Source organism: Carnobacteriaceae bacterium zg-84 (assembly GCA_013874835.1).
Lineage (GTDB): Bacteria > Bacillota > Bacilli > Lactobacillales > Aerococcaceae > WM01.
In genome coordinates this window covers 1,034,951-1,055,115 of the sequence record CP059430.1, presented here as the reverse complement: position 1 = coordinate 1,055,115, position 20,165 = coordinate 1,034,951, and the positions used below count along the sequence as shown (strand labels likewise).

At 33.3% G+C, this 20,165-nt stretch carries 12 protein-coding genes and 4 pseudogenes; 14 read left to right on the top strand and 2 right to left on the bottom strand.

Translation table 11 applies throughout. From position 1 onward, the window contains the following. Positions 1-122: 122 nt before the first annotated feature. On the bottom strand, positions 123-1,274 hold the full coding sequence (locus tag H1220_04920; protein ID QMI85087.1) for an iron-containing alcohol dehydrogenase: 1,152 nt from the start codon (positions 1,272-1,274) through the stop codon (positions 123-125). A gap of 85 nt (positions 1,275-1,359) precedes the next feature. Between H1220_04920 and H1220_04915 the strand changes: the two genes are divergently transcribed. From H1220_04915 to pnp, 10 genes and pseudogenes are all read left to right on the top strand, one after another. Next, positions 1,360-1,830 (top strand): methylated-DNA--[protein]-cysteine S-methyltransferase, encoded by a 471-nt coding sequence (locus tag H1220_04915; GenBank protein ID QMI85086.1) that lies wholly within the window; start codon positions 1,360-1,362, stop codon positions 1,828-1,830. A 189-nt stretch (positions 1,831-2,019) separates the two neighbouring features. Further along, the gene (locus H1220_04910) at positions 2,020-2,220 is read left to right on the top strand and encodes a cold-shock protein (GenBank protein ID QMI85085.1); all 201 of its coding nucleotides are present in this window, start codon (positions 2,020-2,022) and stop codon (positions 2,218-2,220) included. 88 nt (positions 2,221-2,308) lie between these two features. Beyond that, a complete protein-coding gene (xth, locus tag H1220_04905; protein QMI85084.1) occupies positions 2,309-3,070 on the top strand; it encodes an exodeoxyribonuclease III in 762 nt (253 codons plus the stop codon). 64 nt (positions 3,071-3,134) lie between these two features. After that, complete coding sequence (gene pepV / locus H1220_04900) at positions 3,135-4,535, top strand: dipeptidase PepV (protein QMI85083.1); 1,401 nt, start codon at positions 3,135-3,137, stop codon at positions 4,533-4,535. 119 nt (positions 4,536-4,654) lie between these two features. Further along, entirely contained in the window at positions 4,655-5,344 is a 690-nt protein-coding gene (locus H1220_04895; protein ID QMI85082.1) for an MFS transporter, read from the top strand. Next, entirely contained in the window at positions 5,319-5,807 is a 489-nt protein-coding gene (locus tag H1220_04890) for a hypothetical protein (GenBank protein ID QMI85081.1), read from the top strand. The genes H1220_04895 and H1220_04890 overlap by 26 nt, the downstream gene beginning before the upstream one ends. A 95-nt stretch (positions 5,808-5,902) precedes the next feature. Beyond that, positions 5,903-6,790 carry a sulfite exporter TauE/SafE family protein gene (locus H1220_04885; protein ID QMI85080.1) on the top strand — a complete coding sequence of 296 codons (888 nt, stop codon included), beginning with the start codon at positions 5,903-5,905 and terminating at the stop codon, positions 6,788-6,790. A gap of 130 nt (positions 6,791-6,920) precedes the next feature. Beyond that, positions 6,921-8,321 carry an ISL3 family transposase gene (locus H1220_04880; protein ID QMI85079.1) on the top strand — a complete coding sequence of 467 codons (1,401 nt, stop codon included), beginning with the start codon at positions 6,921-6,923 and terminating at the stop codon, positions 8,319-8,321. A 227-nt stretch (positions 8,322-8,548) separates the two neighbouring features. Then, positions 8,549-8,817, top strand: a pseudogene (gene rpsO, locus H1220_04875) (30S ribosomal protein S15). A 155-nt stretch (positions 8,818-8,972) separates the two neighbouring features. Further along, positions 8,973-11,092: pseudogene (pnp, locus tag H1220_04870) on the top strand (polyribonucleotide nucleotidyltransferase). A 190-nt stretch (positions 11,093-11,282) separates the two neighbouring features. Here pnp and H1220_04865 read toward each other — a convergent pair. Continuing rightward, positions 11,283-12,586 (bottom strand): annotated as a pseudogene (locus tag H1220_04865) (ISL3 family transposase). A gap of 528 nt (positions 12,587-13,114) precedes the next feature. Here H1220_04865 and H1220_04860 point away from each other — a divergent pair. The 4 genes and pseudogenes from H1220_04860 to H1220_04845 all read left to right on the top strand — a co-directional run bounded on the left by H1220_04860 (position 13,115) and on the right by H1220_04845 (position 20,160). Continuing rightward, positions 13,115-15,679: a pneumococcal-type histidine triad protein gene (locus H1220_04860; GenBank protein QMI85078.1), complete on the top strand. Its 2,565-nt coding sequence runs from the start codon at positions 13,115-13,117 to the stop codon at positions 15,677-15,679. A 309-nt stretch (positions 15,680-15,988) separates the two neighbouring features. Beyond that, positions 15,989-16,486 carry a GNAT family N-acetyltransferase gene (locus tag H1220_04855; GenBank protein ID QMI85077.1) on the top strand — a complete coding sequence of 166 codons (498 nt, stop codon included), beginning with the start codon at positions 15,989-15,991 and terminating at the stop codon, positions 16,484-16,486. A 12-nt stretch (positions 16,487-16,498) separates the two neighbouring features. Then, entirely contained in the window at positions 16,499-16,807 is a 309-nt protein-coding gene (locus H1220_04850; protein ID QMI85076.1) for a DUF4298 domain-containing protein, read from the top strand. Between the two features lie 343 nt (positions 16,808-17,150). Then, positions 17,151-20,160: pseudogene (locus H1220_04845) on the top strand (hypothetical protein). Positions 20,161-20,165 lie beyond the last annotated feature (5 nt).

Below are 20,165 nucleotides of genomic sequence, written 5' to 3'. Positions count from 1 at the left end.
AATTGTATTAGTAAGTTGTCCCAAAAGTCAAAAAGCGAAGTCAACACGGTAATATGTTGACTTCGCTTTTCCTGTTTTTAGGTGTTAGAATGAATTTTATAATAAAAATGAGGTACTTTTATTTATAAACTCATCTTCAAAATGGCAAGTGCATCATCATAGCCTAATGGTTCTAAACGACCAAAAGTACCATAAATCATGCAATGCTCTGTCATTTCTTTTAATTTTGTATCATCAATCTCAACTTGAGCTAAAGTACTTGGTGCATTTAAACTTGTCCAAAAAGCACGAAGTGCATCAATCCCAGCTTTTGCTGTATCAAAGGCTGTTTCTTTTTGAATGCCAAATACATTTTTTGCAAATTTCTCAAAACGATCCACGTGTTTAGGCATGACATATGACATCCAGTTTGGCATGATAATGGCTAAACCTTGTGCATGTGCAATATCATAATAAGCACTAACAGCGTGTTCGATATTATGCGTACTCCAGTCACCACTATATCCCCAACGTAAAGAACCATTTAATGCAACTGTTCCAGCTAGCATAAGTGTTTCTCGTGCATCATAATCTGTTGGATTATCAATCACTTTTGGTGCAGTTTCAATAATGGCACGTAAAACACCTTCAATCATACCGTCTTGAACAGTTGTGTTTGTAGCTTCGTTAAAGTATTGTTCAATTAAGTGACTCATCATGTCTACAATACCATTTACAGTTTGATGTTCAGGTAAAGTGAATGTGTATGTAGGATCTAAAATAGAAAAAGCAGGATAAACAAGAGGATTTCCCCAACCTAATTTTTCATTTGTGTCAATATTTGTAATCACACTACCAGAATTCATTTCTGAACCTGTTGCAGCAAGTGTTAAAATCGTACCAAATGGCACAGCTTGTGTTGGTTTATGTTTACCAATAACAATATCCCAAGCGGGACCGTCATAATAAGCAGCAGCAACAATCAATTTTGTACAATCAATGACACTACCACCACCAACAGCTAAAACCACGTCAATCTTGTGTTCTTTAATCATATCAGCACCTTTTTGAGCTGTTGTAACACGTGGGTTTGGTTCAACACCGCTTAATTCAAAAACATCAAAACCCTCTAATTCTGTCATGATAGAATCGTATAAACCAGTACGTTTAATACTACCACCACCATAGACTAATAATAGACGTTTTCCATATTGTTCAAGTTCTTTTTTTAATTGAGAGATTTTATTTTTTCCAAAAATAAGTTTTGTCGGGTTTTTATAAGCAAATTCAACCATGTGATTACCTTCTTTCATAAATAATGACTATAGTCTACAATATACATATATTACTTTCAACTATTTCGTTTTAAAGGAGGCATTCATGTATTACAGCACAATTTTTTATCGTATGCATACTTATTATATAGTTGTGTCAGAAAAAGGCTTAGTTTCTATTGATATAAGCCCGTTTTATGTACAACTTTATCAAGCTATAAAATGTGATGAAAAAACAAATATATATGTACAACAACTAATGGAATATTTTACAAAGAAACGTACCGTATTTGATGTCGTATTTGATTTACGTGGTACACCATTTCAAATAGAGGTTTGGAAAGCCTTATTATCTGTTCCATTTGGTTCGACGGCAACTTATACGGATATTGCTTGTCTTATCAATAAACCTAAAAGTGTCAGAGCAGTTGCAAATGCGATTGGTAAAAATCCAATTTTAATGATGATTCCTTGTCATCGTATTTTAGGTAAAAACGGTTACTTAGGTGGCTTTCGAGCAGGTATTTCTTTGAAAATAGAATTATTAGAACATGAAAAAGAAAAATATACATACTAAATCGAACATTTTTTTAAAAAATTATATTTTTCTCTGTACTTTTAGAAAAAAGTATGTTACATTAACTATAATGTTTTTTGTTAGACTTTTCGGGTAATTGTAAGTTTAAATCATTTTGTGTTTACGACAGTTGGCACCGGCTACAAAAGATATAATAAACTGTGCACGTGCACAACAGGAGGATTTCCAATGGAAAAAGGAACAGTAAAATGGTTTAATGCAGAAAAAGGATTCGGGTTTATTTCTCGTGAAGGTGGCGAAGATGTATTCGTACACTTTACAGCAATCCAAACAGACGGTTACCGTACATTAGAAGAAGGTCAAGAAGTTGAATTTGAAATCGGTGAAGGCGCTCGTGGCCCTCAAGCAGTAAACGTTGTAAAATTATAATCATAAAAAAGTCACCTTACTTAAAGGTGGCTTTTTTTATTTGATAGAGATAAAATAGAAATATATTTTAAAATAGAAGAGGTTATCTATGAAAATAACAACGTGGAATGTGAACGGTGTTCGTTCCGTTTTAACAAAAGGTGTTTTACAAGACTATTTACAAGAAAGTATGCCAGATATTATGTGCTTACAAGAAGTGAAAGCTCTAATAACAGATGTTGATTATCCATTTTCTGACTTTGGTTATCATGTCTATTGGAATAGTGCTGTAAAAAAAGGTTATTCTGGTACAGCTATTTTAACGAAAATAAAACCATTGTCAGTGTTTTATGGTATTGATAAAGAAGAACATGATCAAGAGGGGCGTGTGATTACACTCGAGTTTGATACATATTATCTTGTCACAGTTTATACGCCGAATGCAAAGCGTGATTTGACACGATTAGTTTACCGTCAACAATGGGAAGATGATTTTTTAAATTATATTAACGCACTAAATAAGAAAAAACCTATTGTCTTTTGTGGGGATTTAAATGTGGCGCATCGAGAAATTGATTTGGCAAATCCAAAAACAAATATTGGCAATGCAGGTTTCACAAAAGAAGAACGTGAAAAATTTGATTGTGTACTAAAAGCGAACTATGTTGATAGTTTTCGTGCTTTTTATCCAGACAAAACAGGTGCTTACACATGGTGGAGCTATATGAATCAAGCTAGAAAAAGAAATATCGGATGGAGAATTGATTATTTTATCGTAGCAAAAGAATTTATGTCACATGTTAAAGATGTGGTGATTCGTGAAGATGTATTAGGCTCTGATCATTGTCCAGTTGAATTATGGCTAGATTGAGTAAATGTATAGAGTGTTCAAAATGATTATGATATAATAATGCCAATGATTAGGAGGTTATGGAATGACAATAAATTGGACAGAAGAAGTAGCAAAAAGAAAAGATGACTTATTGGCAGATTTAAATGCTTTATTAAGTATTGATAGTGTTCGTAATGACGATTTAGCAACAGAAGATGCACCTGTAGGTCCTGGGCCAAGAAAAGCATTAGAGGCGTTTTTGGCTATTGGTGAACGTGATGGTTTTATCACAAAAAATGTAGATAATTTAGCTGGTCATATTGAGTTTGGACAAGGTGAAGAATTGATGGGGGTTTTTGGACATGTTGATGTAGTACCTGTTGGAACAGGTTGGGATACAGATCCATTTACACCAACAATTAAAGATAATCGTTTATACGCACGTGGTTCAAGTGATGATAAAGGACCAACAGTGGCTGCTTACTATGCTATTAAAATGATTAAAGAATTAGGTTTACCTGTGTCTAAAACATTACGCTTGATTATTGGAACAGATGAAGAGAGTGGTTGGAAATGTATGACCCGCTACTTAGAAGTTGAGAGAACGCCAGATTTTGGTTTTTCTCCTGATGCTGATTTCCCAATTATCAATGGAGAAAAAGGTATTTTAACATTACACGTCAGTGTTAAAAATGCACCAAGCCAAGCGGATACAAAATTAGTGTCTTTTGAAGCAGGTTTACGTGAAAATATGGTACCACAAGATGCTTCAGCTTTATTCGTCACACCTGTATCTATCGAAACATTACAAAAAGATTTAGATGCATTTGTCAACAAATACCCAATTACAGCTACTTTATCTAAAAAAGATAATACAGTAAGAATTGATGTTGTCGGAAAAGCATCTCATGGGATGGCACCGATGAATGGTGTGAATGCAGGTACTTATTTAGCTGTATTCTTAAATCAATATCATTTTGAAGGGCATGATAAAAACTTTTTATCCTTTATTGAACAAACATTACATTTGGAACATTATGGAGAAAAATTAGGTTTAACATATACAGATAAAGTCATGGGTGAATTGACAATGAATCCAGGAGTATTCACATATAATGAAAATGGTGGAAAAGTATTGTTAAACTTCCGTTATCCACAAGGTATTACAGCTGAAGAAATTAAAGCTGGAGCTGAAAAAGCATTGGTTGACTTTAATGTTGTTGTGACAGCCGGTAAATCTCAAATACCTCACTATGTTCCTGCAAGTGATCCACTTGTGAAAACATTACTTGATGTATATGAAAAACATACAGGGCATAAAGGTGTTGAGAAAACAATCGGTGGTGGAACATATGGACGTTTACTAAAACGTGGTGTTGCATATGGAGCGATGTTCCCACACAGCATTGATACAATGCACCAAGCGAATGAATTTATTGATTTAGATGATTTATTCAGAGCATGTGCGATTTATGCAGAAGCAATCTATGAATTAGTAAAATAATCTAAACAACCACTTTGCACCGTGCAAAGTGGTTGTTCAAATTAAAATAAACACGATTGTTTCTTGTATTGATTTTATGAGCTTACAAGAAACAAAGTGTTTTAAACGGGAGAATAAAGTTGAAAATAAAAGATAGTTATTTTAGTTACTTCACCATGTATTTTTTCTACTATGCCTCGTATGCATTATTCACAGCATTTACATCTATTTATGTATTGAATAAAGGCTATACAAGTGTGGATGTATCCATTATTGTGTCATCAGGTTTAATTGCAGGTATGGCAACACAACCTATTATTGGCTATTTAAGTGACCGTTTTAATATTAAATTGTTAAATACGATTTTGTTGAGTTTATCGGCTTTATTTGGATTAGTATTTTCTTTTTTAAATGATGTTTTCTTTATGGCGATAATGTATGCCATTGTTTTTTTATTGATGAATGGTGTGAACCCAGCTATTGAGAAAACAGCAACAACAAGTCGTTTTAGATATGGAACACTACGTATTTGGGGGACGATTGGTTTTGCGATTGGTGCACAATTAGCAGGTTTGGTTAATCAATACATAGGAGCATCGTTTATTTATTTTTTATTCTGTTTAACGATGCTTCTATCAGTATGTGGTATGTTATTTACAAAAAATAATGTAGATACATTAAGTATACAGACAAATCAATCTAATTATAAAGCGACGCTATTTGGTAATAAGCAATATACGATGTATTTGATTATTGCATCTATTTTTTGGCACATTAAGTGTATCTGGAACGCATATTCCAGCAATGTTACAGCAAAGTGGATTAAATGAAACGGTAAGTATGACTGTTGTTTCATTTGCTGTTCTTTGTGAAATGCCGCTCGTTTTCTTTTCACATTTATTTATGGATAAAATGAAAAATAAACATTTACTTACTTTATTGTATATTTCTCTTATGGTACAGTTTTTAGCTTATGGCTTATTGGCGATTTTACCCATTAAAATTATCGCTACTTTATTGTTTAAACATACCGTTGGAATGACGTTTATTATGACCAATTTAAAAGTAGTACGTACAATTATACCAAATGAATATCAATTTAGTGCTTTATCAATTGTTGCAACATTAGGTAGTTTATCGGCTGTATTATGGCAATTTATTGGTGGATTTCTTATTACATATTATGGATATAGTAGCTTTTATTTAGTGATGTTAGCTTCATTATGTATTGGATTTTTATTATTAGTGAATTTTAAAGTGCAAGATAATAAAGATTTAATTTTGTTTCGATAATAGTCGTCATCTTAGAGCAAGATGACGACTTTATTTTTTGTAAAAATAAATAAAAAACAGTTTACGAAATAAAGATTTCGTATTACAATACGTTCATGGAAAATCAACTATTATTGCATAGCATTCAAATTTTACTTATCTGTTTAATTTTTTGGTTTTTGTTTATTATGTTTTCTTATACAAAAAAACATAAAATATCATTAACAAAAAAGTTTTGGACAGGATTTGGTATTGGTTATTTAACGGATTTATTGGATACATTAGGAATAGGAACTTTTGCAACGACAACAACACTTTTTAAACTAACAAAATTAGTAGAAGATGACCGTAAAATACCAGCCACTATGACAACAGCTCATGTTATTCCTGTTTTAACAGAAGCACTTTTATTTATTACAATTGTTAAAGTCGATTTATGGACACTCATTGTCATGGCTTTATCTGCTTTTTTAGGAGCATTTGTTGGAGTACGCGTAACACAGCATTGGAATACGTCTAAAGTCCAACGCATTTTAGGTTCTTTATTGCTTTTAGCTGCTTTTTTTATGGTATATCGTATGATAACCAATCCGGGTGCCGATTTAAACGATGATATAAGAGGATTGTACGGTATCAATTTATTGATAGGTGCCATTTTTGACTTTGGTATTGGTATGCTCATGAGTATGGGCTTAGGAAATTACGCTCCAGAATTGATTTTCTTCTCACTCATGGGAATTAGTCCTGCCGTTGCTTTACCTGTTATGATGTTAAATGCAGCTATGATTATGACAGCAGGAGCCAAACAATTTATTTTATCAGGACGTGTCAATTGGCCTGGCGTTCCTGGCATTATTGTTGGTGGTGTACTTGGGGTATTAACAGCAGGGTTCTTTTTAACGAATATTGATGTAAATCAATTAAAAGTACTTGTTGTGTTTATCGCCTCTTATACAGGTATTACGCTTTTATACGCGTCATATAAAAAACGTGTTGACGGATAAATCCGGAAACACGTTTTATTTTATAAATAGAACTAATTTTATTATTAAATCAATAAAGTCAGAAATTAGTGAGTTTTATAGATGATGAACTTTAGCATGATATAGAATAAAAAGGGCTCTATAATAAATCGTGTTGGTGGGAATAATCCACCAACACGATTTTGTATATAAAAGTGGACAAAAAAAGAGAAATACCTGTATGATTAAATCACCACAATTAAACAAGGAGGTATTTCTCATGGATTATTATACAAAAAAATTATTGACATTAACAGATAAATCTTTCATAGCTGATGAACATTGGTTAGAAGAAAAAACAATAAATGGTATTCCACACCACTTTATTAAAGGTACTTGGACAAAGCCTTGCCACACCTGTCCACATTGTCATGCTAAAACACTCATCAAACATGGGACATATCAAACGAAAACATTATTACCAAAGTTTAGACAAATCAAAACTGTTTTACTTCTTAAAAGAACCCGTTATCGCTGTAAAACGTGTCTAAAAACCTGTTCTTCTTCGTGTTCTTTAGTCGATAAACATTGTTGTATTTCTAAAGAATTAAAACAACTTATTGCACTTGATTTAACGAAAAATATTTCAAGAAAACATATCTGCCAAGACCACTTTGTATCTGATGTGACCGTACAACGTGTCTTAGATAAATATACAAAACAAGTTAAACCGTCTTTTCATTATCTACCTAAGGTACTATGTATCGACGAATTTAAGTCTGTGACATCTCATTTAGGGAAGATGAGTTTTATCTGTGTAGACGGATTGACGCACCGTATTATTGATGTGTTACCTAGTCGCCAATTAGACCATTTAATCACTTATTTTAAACAATTTTCTAAAAAAGCAAGACATAGCGTTCGCTATCTTGTTATGGATATGAATGCCAATTATGGCAAACTTATTCAGAAGGTTTTTCCTAATGCCGTTATTGTCACAGATAGATTTCATATCATACAACATATACATCGGAATTTAAATACACTACGTATAAAAGAAATGAACACCTTTAAAAAAGAAGAAAAGGCTTATAAACACTTAAAGAAATACTGGAAATTATTATTAAAAGATGCCTTTGATGTAAATGATACAGACTATCACTATCACCAATCCTTTAAAACATATCTGACACACGCACAAATCCTGGATAGATTATTAGACTATAGTCCTGTTTTAAAACAAGCATATGAGTTTGTACAAGAGTTGAGATATGCTTATAGACAGCGAGATTTTGAGTCATTTATGGAGGTTATTCATCATATTGACCCGTCATTACCAGAGTGGTTTAGAAAGAAATTTGATATTTTTAAAACCTATCAGAATGGTATTTATCAAGCTTTTACCACACCTTATTCAAACGGTATCACAGAAGCTATCAACAATCATATTAAAGTCATCAAACGGATTGCCTATGGCTACAGACGTTTTTCTTATTTTAGATTGCGTATTTTAATCATACAACACCATTCTCAGTGGCAGAAAAAGAATGTGAAAAAGGTAGTGAATGGTTAATGCCATTCACTACCAACATACTCACTATTTCTCTCCACCAACACAATTTGACGAAGAGCCATAAAAAGAGGGTTATTTTCATAAGAAAGACCAATGATTTTGTTTGACAAATGATATTTCATTACGTAAAATGATAGTGTGTATCTACACGAACCTTATACTTGGTAAATGCGTATCACCAACGATTTACTCGGCATAGGGCAATTTTAAAGAAAGAGGTGTTAGAAATGGCAATTTCTAAAGAACAAAAAACTGAAATCATCAAAGCATACGCAACACACGAAGGAGATACAGGTTCTCCAGAAGTACAAATCGCAGTGTTAACAGCTGAAATTAACGCTTTAAACGAACATGCACGTGTTCACAAAAAGACTTCCATTCAGCTCGTGGTATGATGAAAAAAATCGGTCATCGTCGTCACTTGTTAGCGTACTTACGTAACAAAGATATTCAACGTTACCGTGAATTGATTCAACGTTTAGGCTTACGTCGTTAATCAGTATTGTTTAGGCGGTATTCCATTTTGGAGTACCGCCTATCCTATGTAAGCTCATTTTAAGTAGCCACTAGACTACTATGCAAAGAAGAGTGAATGACAATTGATTGACTGTTCTTTGTTTAGTAGCGTGGCAGAAAGATAGAGGAATAAATATGACAAAACAAGTTTTTGAAACGATGTGGGCAAATCGTCCATTAAAAGTTGAAGTAGGGCAATTAGCCAAACAAGCAAATGGTGCTGTTTTAGTTCGTTATGGAGATACAGTTGTGTTGACAGCGGTTGTTTGTTCAAAATCAGCCACAACAGGAGATTTTTTCCCGCTAACTGTAAACTATAATGAAAAAATGTATGCCGTTGGTAAAATGCCAGGAGGCTTTATTAAACGTGAAGGTCGTCCAAGTGAGAGTGCAACTTTAACAGCACGTTTAATTGATAGACCGATCCGTCCAATGTTTGCAGACGGATTTAGAAATGAAGTACAAATTACTAATACAGTATTATCTGTAGAACAAGATTGTTCTCCAGAAATGGCAGCAATGTTTGGTTCTTCTTTAGCTTTATGTATTTCTGATATTCCATTTGACGGGCCAATTGCAGGAGTTGATGTTGGACGTGTTAATGGTGAATATGTTATTAACCCAACAGTTGCTCAAAAAGAAAACAGTGATATTGAACTATCTGTTGCAGGAACAAAGACGGCTATCAATATGGTAGAAAGTAGTGCAAAAGAAGTTTCAGAAGAAGACATGTTGCATGCCTTACTATATGGACATGAAGCTATTAAAGCACTTGTTCAATTCCAAGAAGAAATCACACAAGCTGTTGGTAAAGAAAAAATGGATATTGACTTGTTGACATTAGATGAAGACCTTGTTAAAGAAGCACAAGACTTATTTAAAGATAAAATGTTAACAGCTATTCAAACCGAAGAAAAATTAGCACGTGAAGCAAATATTGAAGCAGTTAAAGAAGAAGCTATTTTATTCTTTGAAGAAAAATATGCAGAACATGAAGAAATTGAGCGTATTGCTAAAGAAATTCGTCAAATTGTTTATGATTTAGAAAAAGATGAAGTACGTCGCTTAATTACAGAAGATAAAGTAAGACCAGACGGTCGTAAAATTGATGAAATTCGTCCACTATCTTCAGAAGTTGCTTTATTACCACGTGTTCATGGTTCAGGCTTATTCACACGTGGACAAACACAAGCATTAACGGCAGCAACTTTAGCACCATTAGGCGAGCATCAAGTCATTGACGGATTGGGTATTGAAGAAGGAAAAAATTTATTCATCATTATAATTTCCCACAATTTTCTGTTGGTTCAACAGGACGTGCAGGAAGTCCAGGACGCCGTGAAATTGGACATGGTGCATTAGGAGAACGAGCATTAAAACAAATTATTCCAACACCAGAGGAATTTCCATATACGATTCGTTTAGTATCTGAAGTATTAGAATCAAATGGATCAAGTTCACAAGCAAGTATTTGTGCCGGTACATTGGCGTTAATGGATGCAGGTGTTCCTATTAAAGCACCAGTTGCCGGAATTGCTATGGGATTGGTGATGAATGAGGATAATGGACAGTATACCGTTTTAACAGATATTCAAGGTTTAGAAGATCACTTAGGTGATATGGACTTTAAAGTAGCTGGAACAAGTGAAGGTATCACAGCTTTACAAATGGATATTAAAATTAAAGGTATTACTGAACAAATTTTAACAGAAGCATTAACACAAGCCAAAAAAGCACGTTTGGAAATTTTAGAAGAATTAACAAGCACGATTGCACAACCTAGACCAGAATTAAGCCCGTATGCACCGAAAATCGAAATGATACAAATTCATCCAGATCAAATCAAGGTTGTCATTGGGCGTGGTGGAGAAACCATTAATGCCATTATTGATGAAACAGGAGTTAAAATAGATATTGACCAAGAGGGTAATGTGAGTATTGCTTCTTCTGATACGGATATGATTAAGCGTGCTATCCAAATTATTGAAGAATTAACACATGTTGTTGAAGTAGGCAATATTTATGAAGGTACAGTTAAACGTATTGAAAAATTTGGCGCCTTTGTTGAAATTGTAAAAGGAAAAGACGGTCTAGTTCATATTTCTGAAATATCTCATGAAAGAACGAAATCTGTTGAAGATGTTTTAAAAATAGGACAAATGGTACGTGTCAAAGTCATTGAAATTGATAAACAAGGTAGAATTAACTTATCAATGAAAGCTCTTATTGAAAAACCAGTTTTAGACCAAGAATAAATAAAAAACGGGCTCTATGTCAAATAGGGTTGATGACTCATAAAAGGTAGTGATGTAACAAATGTTACGTCACTATCTTTTTTTAAGTCACAAAGTGATGTACGGCTCACCGACATGTACACGATACATGTCTTTTCCCCTACGTTGTGCGGGGAAGGAGCTATTCGTACATCACTTTTGACTTAAACTATTAAGCAACTAGTGAAGTAGATGGTACGGTATACGGTACATATAACTTACACATGAATAAAATACGATTTCTAAAATGTGAAAAGTTACGATAACCATAGGCATTTCTCTTAAGTACTTTAATTTTATGATTGATTCCTTCAAGTGCACCATTAGTCAAATGATGGTAGATAAAGGTGTTTTTAATATAGGGTAAATACCCTTTGAACGTTCTTAATACTCTACGTAAACCAGGAGAAATAGCTTCCTGTTTAGCCCATATGAGTATTTCTTCAAATCGGTCAAAATCTCTATTATGTAAAGCATCTCTTAATTGATGAACGACATCGTATGTGGCTCGTAGTTCGGGACTTGTTCCAATAAATAATCGACTATCCCTTGTGTATGTGTCATCCAATCAAACAGTGGAAAACGGTGATAAGGATAACTACTTAGTGTATCTGTGTTACTTAAAAACAACTTCCAATAACGTTTCATTTTGTTGTATAAACGGCGATTATTCTGATGTAAAGCTTTCATTACATGCACTCTGTGTTTTGTTAACTCACGATTTAATGCTTGTACAATATGAAAAGGGTCGATAATGATATGTGCGTTAGGAAATACTTGCTTGGCTATCTGAATATAGGGGCGAAACATATCAATCGTAATTGTTTTAACAGCTTTTCTTGTCTGGGTATCGTATCTAGCAAAGTAGTCTAATAGCGTGCTGGATTTACGGTCGTGTACAACGTCAATCAGTTGATGAGTCAGTGCATCACAATAGATAAAACTCATGGCACTATCAGAAGATTTTACTGACTTGAATTCATCAAAACATAGGTGTTGAGGTAATTGCGTGTTGTGATTTACTTTTAAAGTAGAGGCGACCTTATCAACAATACGTCTGACCGTATGTACAGATACATTGTGTTGTTTAGCGATGTAGGTTTCTGAAATGGTTTCTGTTAAAGTATCCATTATCTTTTGTTTTAAACGGTTTGTGATAAAACAATGCTTATCCACAATAGGTGTTTCCGCTGTAAATGATGATTGACAGGATTTACAATAAAAACGTTGTTTAGTGAGTGATAAATAGGCGTTTAGTCCTGAAATTTGGCATAAAGACAGTCGTGATTGACGTGTTCCATTTTTTACAATGCCATTGGTTGCGTGACAATTTGGGCAACAATCTGGTGTATAGGTTAATTTACCGTATAAGACTAATGATTTTTTATGTCGAATGACATATTCTGATATGTTTTCATGATCAAATGTGATGTTTTTATCCTTTAATTGTAGTAAGATTTCTGTTATATTAGACATAGGCAATTTCTCCTTATTATTTGGTCGTACTTTTAATTTAAGAGAAAATTGCCTTTTTGTCTACATAAAATTAGGGTTGCTGGCTTATGCCATCAACCCTAAAAATTATACAGCCTATTTTTCTATCGTTGAGAATGGTCGTGTATAGTTACCATTGCTTTATTACACATCAACTCTTTAGGTAAAAAATGAGGGTTTAGTCCAATATGATGACATTACCATAATGCATAAAAATAGAGTGGTATAAAAAGTGAAGTGTTTCATAGCTGATAAAAAAAGGGTTTCTAATAGATATTTATAAATGATATTGGGTATTTCCTGTTTTTAGGTCCATTTTTATTTAAAAACTTTAATTGACAAGAGGATTTCAGAATAAAGTATACATTGTTCTTGATGCATAAATTTATTTAAAATACATACTATTTTGCACAATAAACCTATTATGAAGCCATATAATAGAATTGACATCTTATGTAAAATCCTTTATTATACAAAATGTAACTATTACGATTTGTGAAAGGGAGAAAAATGAAGAGAAAACATATTATTATCGGAACAGTAGGAGCGGTTGCGTTAACAAGTGTGTGTGCTTTTGCGTTGTTGCAATCACAATCAAATAATGTAACGAAAATGGAAGCACCCGTATCCAATAAGCAAACAGAAAATACAAAAGACAAAACAGCATTATATGAAACAATTGCAAATCAAATTAAACAAAACAAACCAGTACCCGTTGTGGGTAGAGTTTTTGAAAATGGTTATTTATTAAAGCACGGTAATCATTATCACTTTGTTCATGGTAAAGTACCTGAGAATGCTATTTTTGAAAAAATGGTTGAAAAACAAGATTATTATGTGTTTGATCCAAAGGATATTGTAGAAGAAAATGAATTAGGGTATGTCGTACGTCATGGAGATCATTTCCACTTTATTCCAAAAGGCAGTGTGAATAACGGCACAACAATAGCACATCATGATGAGCACAAAGTAGACCATGAGCATGATGATTATGTGTTTAGTCCAAGTGATGTTGTTGGTGAAACAGAAACCGGATATATTGTACGTCACGGAGATCATTTCCACTTTATTCCAAAAGGTAGTGTGAATAATGGTACAACAATAGCACATCATGATGAGCATGAAGCAGGCCATGACCATGAGCATGATGATTATGTGTTTAGTCCAAGTGATGTTGTTGGTGAAACAGAAACCGGATATATTGTACGCCATGGAGATCATTTCCACTTTATTCCAAAAGGCAGTGTGAATAACGGTACAACAATAGCACATCATGATGAGCATGAAGCAGCTCATGACCATGAACATGGTGTAAATGATATAGTGAATAAAGAGCATGAATCAGATAATACGCACGAAGGTCATGAACATCACGATGCAGATAATTCAATGCATGACGATAATGAACATCATAGTGAAGAAAATGAACATCATCAATTTGCATTTGATCCAAAAGATATTGTGAGTGAAGATGAAGAAGGATATGTTGTACGTCATGGAGATCATTTCCATTATGTTTACAAAAAAGATCTTCCGTCTGATTTTGTGAAACCTCATGAGGAAGAAGAAACAGAAGAACCAAAAATAGAAGAACCAAAAACAGAAGAGCCAAAACCAGAAGAACCCACGAATTTGCCAGATGATTTAGAAGAAAAAATAAACTATATTATAGCGGCGTATGGTGTTCCAAGAGAAGCAATCAAAGTCCATAATGGATACTTTGTATTTAATGAACCGACACATGAATATGATCCATCCCATATTCATCCGTATGCTATTCCTATTAACAAATTAAAAATACCTGTTATGACAGATGATAAAGAGGCAGATTTTGAAAATGAATGGTTATCTATTGCAGAACGAATGGGTGTTTCTCCGGAGCAATTAGAAATTAAAGATGGCTATTTTGTTATTTCACATGGTGATCATAGTCACTATGTGAAAATTATGTCGGGTGGAGAAAAAGAATACTTCAAAAATAAATTGCCAGATATTGTTGGAGCCTTTGTTCGTGGTGATTTAGATAAAGATGTTGTTATCAATAAAGCACAAGATCTTGAAAAACAAGCAGAGGATACTTATAAAGATGATCCTAAGCAATTAAGACGTATTAAAACAGCTTTACGTCAATTTAAAGAAAAAGTTGCTTTAGGTGGTAATTCAACGCAAGGTTATTTAGATATGTTAACAGCTTTTGAAAAACAATATATTTCGTTAAATGAAGAAGAAGCGTTGTCCGAAGAAGATCAAGCATTGGCGCAAAAACATAGTGAGCTTGTTGATAAAATTAATCGATTGAATTTATCAAGATTTTCAATAACAAAAGAAAATTTGCTAGATAAACTTTATAAAATTAGTGAATCAAAAAATCTTCAACGATTAAATGATTTGGATATATATATCAATGGATTTAATGATTTGAGAGCAAGACCTGGTATTACTGGGTTACAATTTTTAGATTATTTATTAGCTCATGTGGACGATAGAGAATTGTCTTATGATACAAGAGAATTTGTGTCAGATGCGATTTATGAATCTTATGAAGCAAGTATTATGAATCGCAAATCTATTTTCTCTATTTTCCATTTGATTGCAGACGCTAAAGATGCAATCCGTTTGTCTCATGAAACACCAGCAGAAACAAATAATACAATAACGGGTCCAAAATATGCAAGATTAGACGAACCATTTGAGTGGAGAGTGCCGTCTGTTCGAGAAGATGCGAAACGTTTTGTAGAAGATGTTAGAGGGTTGATTGGACCAACTGATCCAACACCAACACCGTCAAACTTCAAAGAAAAACCTGTTTCTGATACACCAAAGGAAGATATGGTAGTGAATAGTGTAGAAGATGATACTACAGGCAATGCGGTAAGTGAAGAACCAAAATCTAATGAAGAAGTATCGACGTCTGAAATGCCAGAAGTGTCTTCAGAAACAGAAGAAAAAGAATCAAGTGATGCTGCATTGGAAACGAACAATGAAGAAACAGCATCTGATGATAGTGATGTGGTGCGTATTGTCAATCCGAATTCAGAAGAAGTAGAGGAAAATTCGACTGAAGATCATCACTAAAAAATGAAGTAGGTGACGAGGTGAACCAACTATGGATGGTTCACCTCGTTTTGCGTTTCTATGTCAAATGACGCTAGAGGAGAGGAATAGAATAGTATTAGCTACCCAATGCTTTATTCTATGACTGAGAATGGCCTTAAGTACGTTAGATTAATATGATTCTGTTTGAATATGGAATAATGAATATAATGTAATGATTTTTTCGTCAACATTATTTCATCTCGAGTTTTAAGATATTGATTGAGTAAGTTGTCGTGAGAAAGCAAACATGATATGATAAATTTATCTAAAAGTGAAAGGAAAGCATGTATGCCAATTAAAGATATCGTGCAGCCTAATATCATTCCAATTGATGACGTATTACGATTGAGAAAGTTTGACGGAAATTTTTATTTTGCACTTGAATGGTACCAAGACGAAGAAACAGTCTGGTATGTAGATGGTGATAGAGATCTATACTCTAAAGAATTACTTGAAAAAATGTATATGTACTGGAATAGTGTTAGTGAAGTCTATTTTATTGAAGTGTATACGAATGGAACGTATCAACCGATTGGGGATGTATCATTTCATCAAGAAGATATGCCTATTGTGATAGGCAATAAATCATATCGAGGAAAAGGTATTGGGAAAAAAGTTATTCAAACACTTATTGAAAGAGCCAAGACTTTAGGATATGACAAATTATATATCGAAGAAATCTATGATTTTAATGTTGCTTCTCAAGCACTTTATATGAGCTTAGGATTTAAAAAGAAAGAGTTTGTCAACAAAGGATGGTCTTATGAACTTATTTTATCATCATAAAAAGGAGATATTATGAACGACTCAATAAAACGTATTGAATATATGGAAAATGTATTAGATAAGCAAATCAATGATTTACAACAACTAGAAAAATGCTTAGATGTGTTGGATAAAGACTACTCAAACTATCAAGAATTGATCACTTATTACTATAGTGACGAACGAAATACTGATTTAATATTGGATGATACAAATCAATTACCAAAGATGTTAAAAAGAGGTGTTTTATCAGAAGATGCTATTTACAATATGATGGCAGATAGACATGAATTATTGATACGCATGCTAGAAACAGCAACCAAATGGTTGAAAAATGACTAAATAAAGAAGTATTCGAGGTGAATGAACGTTTTTGAACGTTGTTCACCTCTTTAGTTGTTTTTTCTTAAATAAGTTGTTAGAGAGAAATTAGTACTGTCTTTTTTACCATTAAGAATGATGAAAAGATGTTATTTAAAAGCACTGTTAAATAGGACTGATTTCATCATATAATTGTTTATCATTTAAGTGGATTTATTTTGTTTAAATGAGCAATTATTTCTTATATTACCTTATCAATACATAAAACGACGAGGTATAAAAATTCTTTAATAACCGAACGGGTAAACGTTTACAATTCATTCGGATTATGTTATTATAAATTTACCTATAAGGAGGGAAATTTATGAAAAGAAAACGTCTATTATTAGCAACTGCTTTATTGGTAGCGGGTACAATTTGTCCACTCACCCAAATAAAAGCAGAAACAAGTAGAGTACAAACTCTTGTTGAGGGAATGAGTATTCGTCAAAAAATCACGCAAATGTTGATGCCAGACTTTAGAAAATGGAAACAAGCTGGACAAGATAGCGAAACAGATTTTACAGAATGGTAATTTACCACTATTACTAACTATTGACCAAGAAGGTGGTATTGTATACCGCTTAGGTAGTGGAACAGCTTTACCAGGTAATATGGCAGTTGGGGCAACAAGAGAACCAGAATTAGCTAGACAAGCAGGAGAAATTATTGGGAGAGAATTATCTGCTTTAGGGCTAAATGTTGACTTTGCCCCTGTTTTTGATACAAATAATAACCCACATAATCCGATTATTGGATTACGTTCATTCTCATCTGATCCAAATGTCGTAGCATTATTAGGTGTTCCAATGATGCAAGGTATTCAAGAATACAATGTTGCTGTTGCAGCAAAACATTTTCCAGGACATGGTGATACAGCAACGGATTCACATACAGGATTACCATTGGTTGATAAATCTTATGCTGAACTAGAAGCATTAGAATTATTACCATTTAAAGCAGCTATTGATAATGGTGTTGACATGTTGATGACAGCACATATTCAATATCCACAAATTGAAAAAGATACTGTTGTATCAAAAAAAAGTGGCGAAAAAATTTATATTCCAGCAACGTTATCTGATGATGTTATTACAGGGATTGTTCGTAATAAATTCGGATACAATGGTGTTGTGATTACCGATGCCATGGGAATGGATGCTATTGCGAAAAACTTTGGTGAATCAGAAGCAGCAATTATGGCCATTAAAGCAGGTGTGGATATTGTGTTAATGCCTACTTTTTTAAGAAGTAAAGCTGATTTAGTAAAAATTGATACAATCATTAATGACATTGAACAAGCTGTGAATGAAGGAATTATTCCAGAAAGTCGATTGAACGAAGCGGTGACACGTGTTTTAACATTGAAAGAAAAACGTGGCGTACTAGATTTTTCATTAGCGGATAGAACACTAGAAAAAGCAACGGCAAGTGTTGGTTCGGATATGAACCGTGACTTAGAACGTACTATCGCTACAAGTGCTGTAACTGTTGTGAAAAATGACGATACAGTTTTACCATTCAAAGCAAATGCAGGCGATAAAGTTCTTTTATTAGGTGCATATAATAATGAATTGCCAGGATTAGAATTAGGAATGAGACGTTTGATTGCAGATGGTATTGTTTCTAAAGACGTTACATTTGAGTCTTTCCGCTATAGTAATCAAACAACAATAGATGAATTAAAATCAAAAATAGACAATGCTACACATGTAATTGTTATTTCAGAAATAGGTAGACAAGCACAATTAGCAAGTGATGTATGGTTAACAAAAATTCCAACAGAAGTAATTGATTATGCGAATGAAACAAATAAAAAATCTGTTGTTATGAGTATTTCTAAACCTTATGATGTTGCTAACTATCCACGTGCTAAAGCGATTGTTGCTGTATACGGAAACAAAGGAATGGACCCAACAGAAGCGTTGAAACCAGACAATGCGTTCGGACCAAATATTCCTGCTGGTGTAGAAGTTATTTTTGATGGCAAAGAACATATTGGTACATTGCCAGTAGATGTACCGGTTGTTGAAAATGGTGTTATCTCTGAAACAGAAATTGCCTATCCAATTGGTCATGGTTTAATGTATACAGATGCTATTAAAGAAATGAATTTATCACTACCTGAAACAGCAAAAGTAGGGCAAAAATTTAAAGCAACGGTTACATTAGGAGAACTAAATGGATTAGAAAAAGAAGATTATGATGTTGCCGTTAAAGTGGATACAACAAAATTTAAAATTGTTGGTGATAAAACAAGTGATACGTTAGTTGTACATAAAAAAGCAATGGATAAATCTCCAATAGAAATAGAATTAGTTCCATTATTATCTGGTGTACATGCACCTGTTCTTTCAGTAAGTGTTATTGATAAACAAGAAAGAATGTTTACAAAAGAATATGAAGCTGAAATGATTGATGTAGCTTCTAATATAGATAACACTATGAAAACAAGTTTATCTATACCTGAATTTGCAAGAGTAGGGCAAAAATTTAAAGCAACGGTTACATTAGGAGCATTAAATGGATTAGAAAAAGAAGATTATGATGTTGCTGTTAAAGTGGATACAACAAACTTTAAAATTGAGGGCAATGAAACAAGCGATACGTTAGTTGTACATAAAAAAGCAATGGATACATCACCAGTAGAAGTGAATGTTATTCCAATAAATAATGGTGAATATGCACCTATTCTTTCAGTAACTGTTACTGATAAAAAAGATAATATGTTTATAAATGAATATAAAGATGAAATGGTTCGCGTATTGTTGATGGATATGGAAGGTGTGAATTTATCCCTACCTGAAACAGCAAGAGTAGGACAAACATTCAAAGCAACGGTTACATTAGGAGAACTAAATGGATTAGAAAAAGAAGATTATGATGTTGCCGTTAAAGTGGATACAACAAAATTTAAAATTGTTGAAAATCCAGCATATACAATAGTGACAGGTACAACAGGATTTAGAAGTGTTGATAGTGATACTGAAACAACAGTAATGATACATAAAAAAGCATTGGATGTATCACCAATAGAAATAGAATTAGTACCATTAGTATCTGGTAAATATGCTCCCGTTCTTTCAGTAAGTGTGATTGATAAACAAGGAAGAATGTTTACAAATGAATATCAAGATAGAATGGTGTCTGTTTTACCAATGAGAATGCCAGCGGTAAGCAGTACAATGAAAGCGCCAAAAGAAGTGCAACAAGCAGACGTTTCTACAAAAGGTAAATATTTACCAAAAACAGGTGAGCAGTCAGTTGCTATTTATGTAGGCTTATTATTTGTCGGCATGGCTGTTTTAGTCAGAAAAAAAGCAGAAGATAAATAACAACT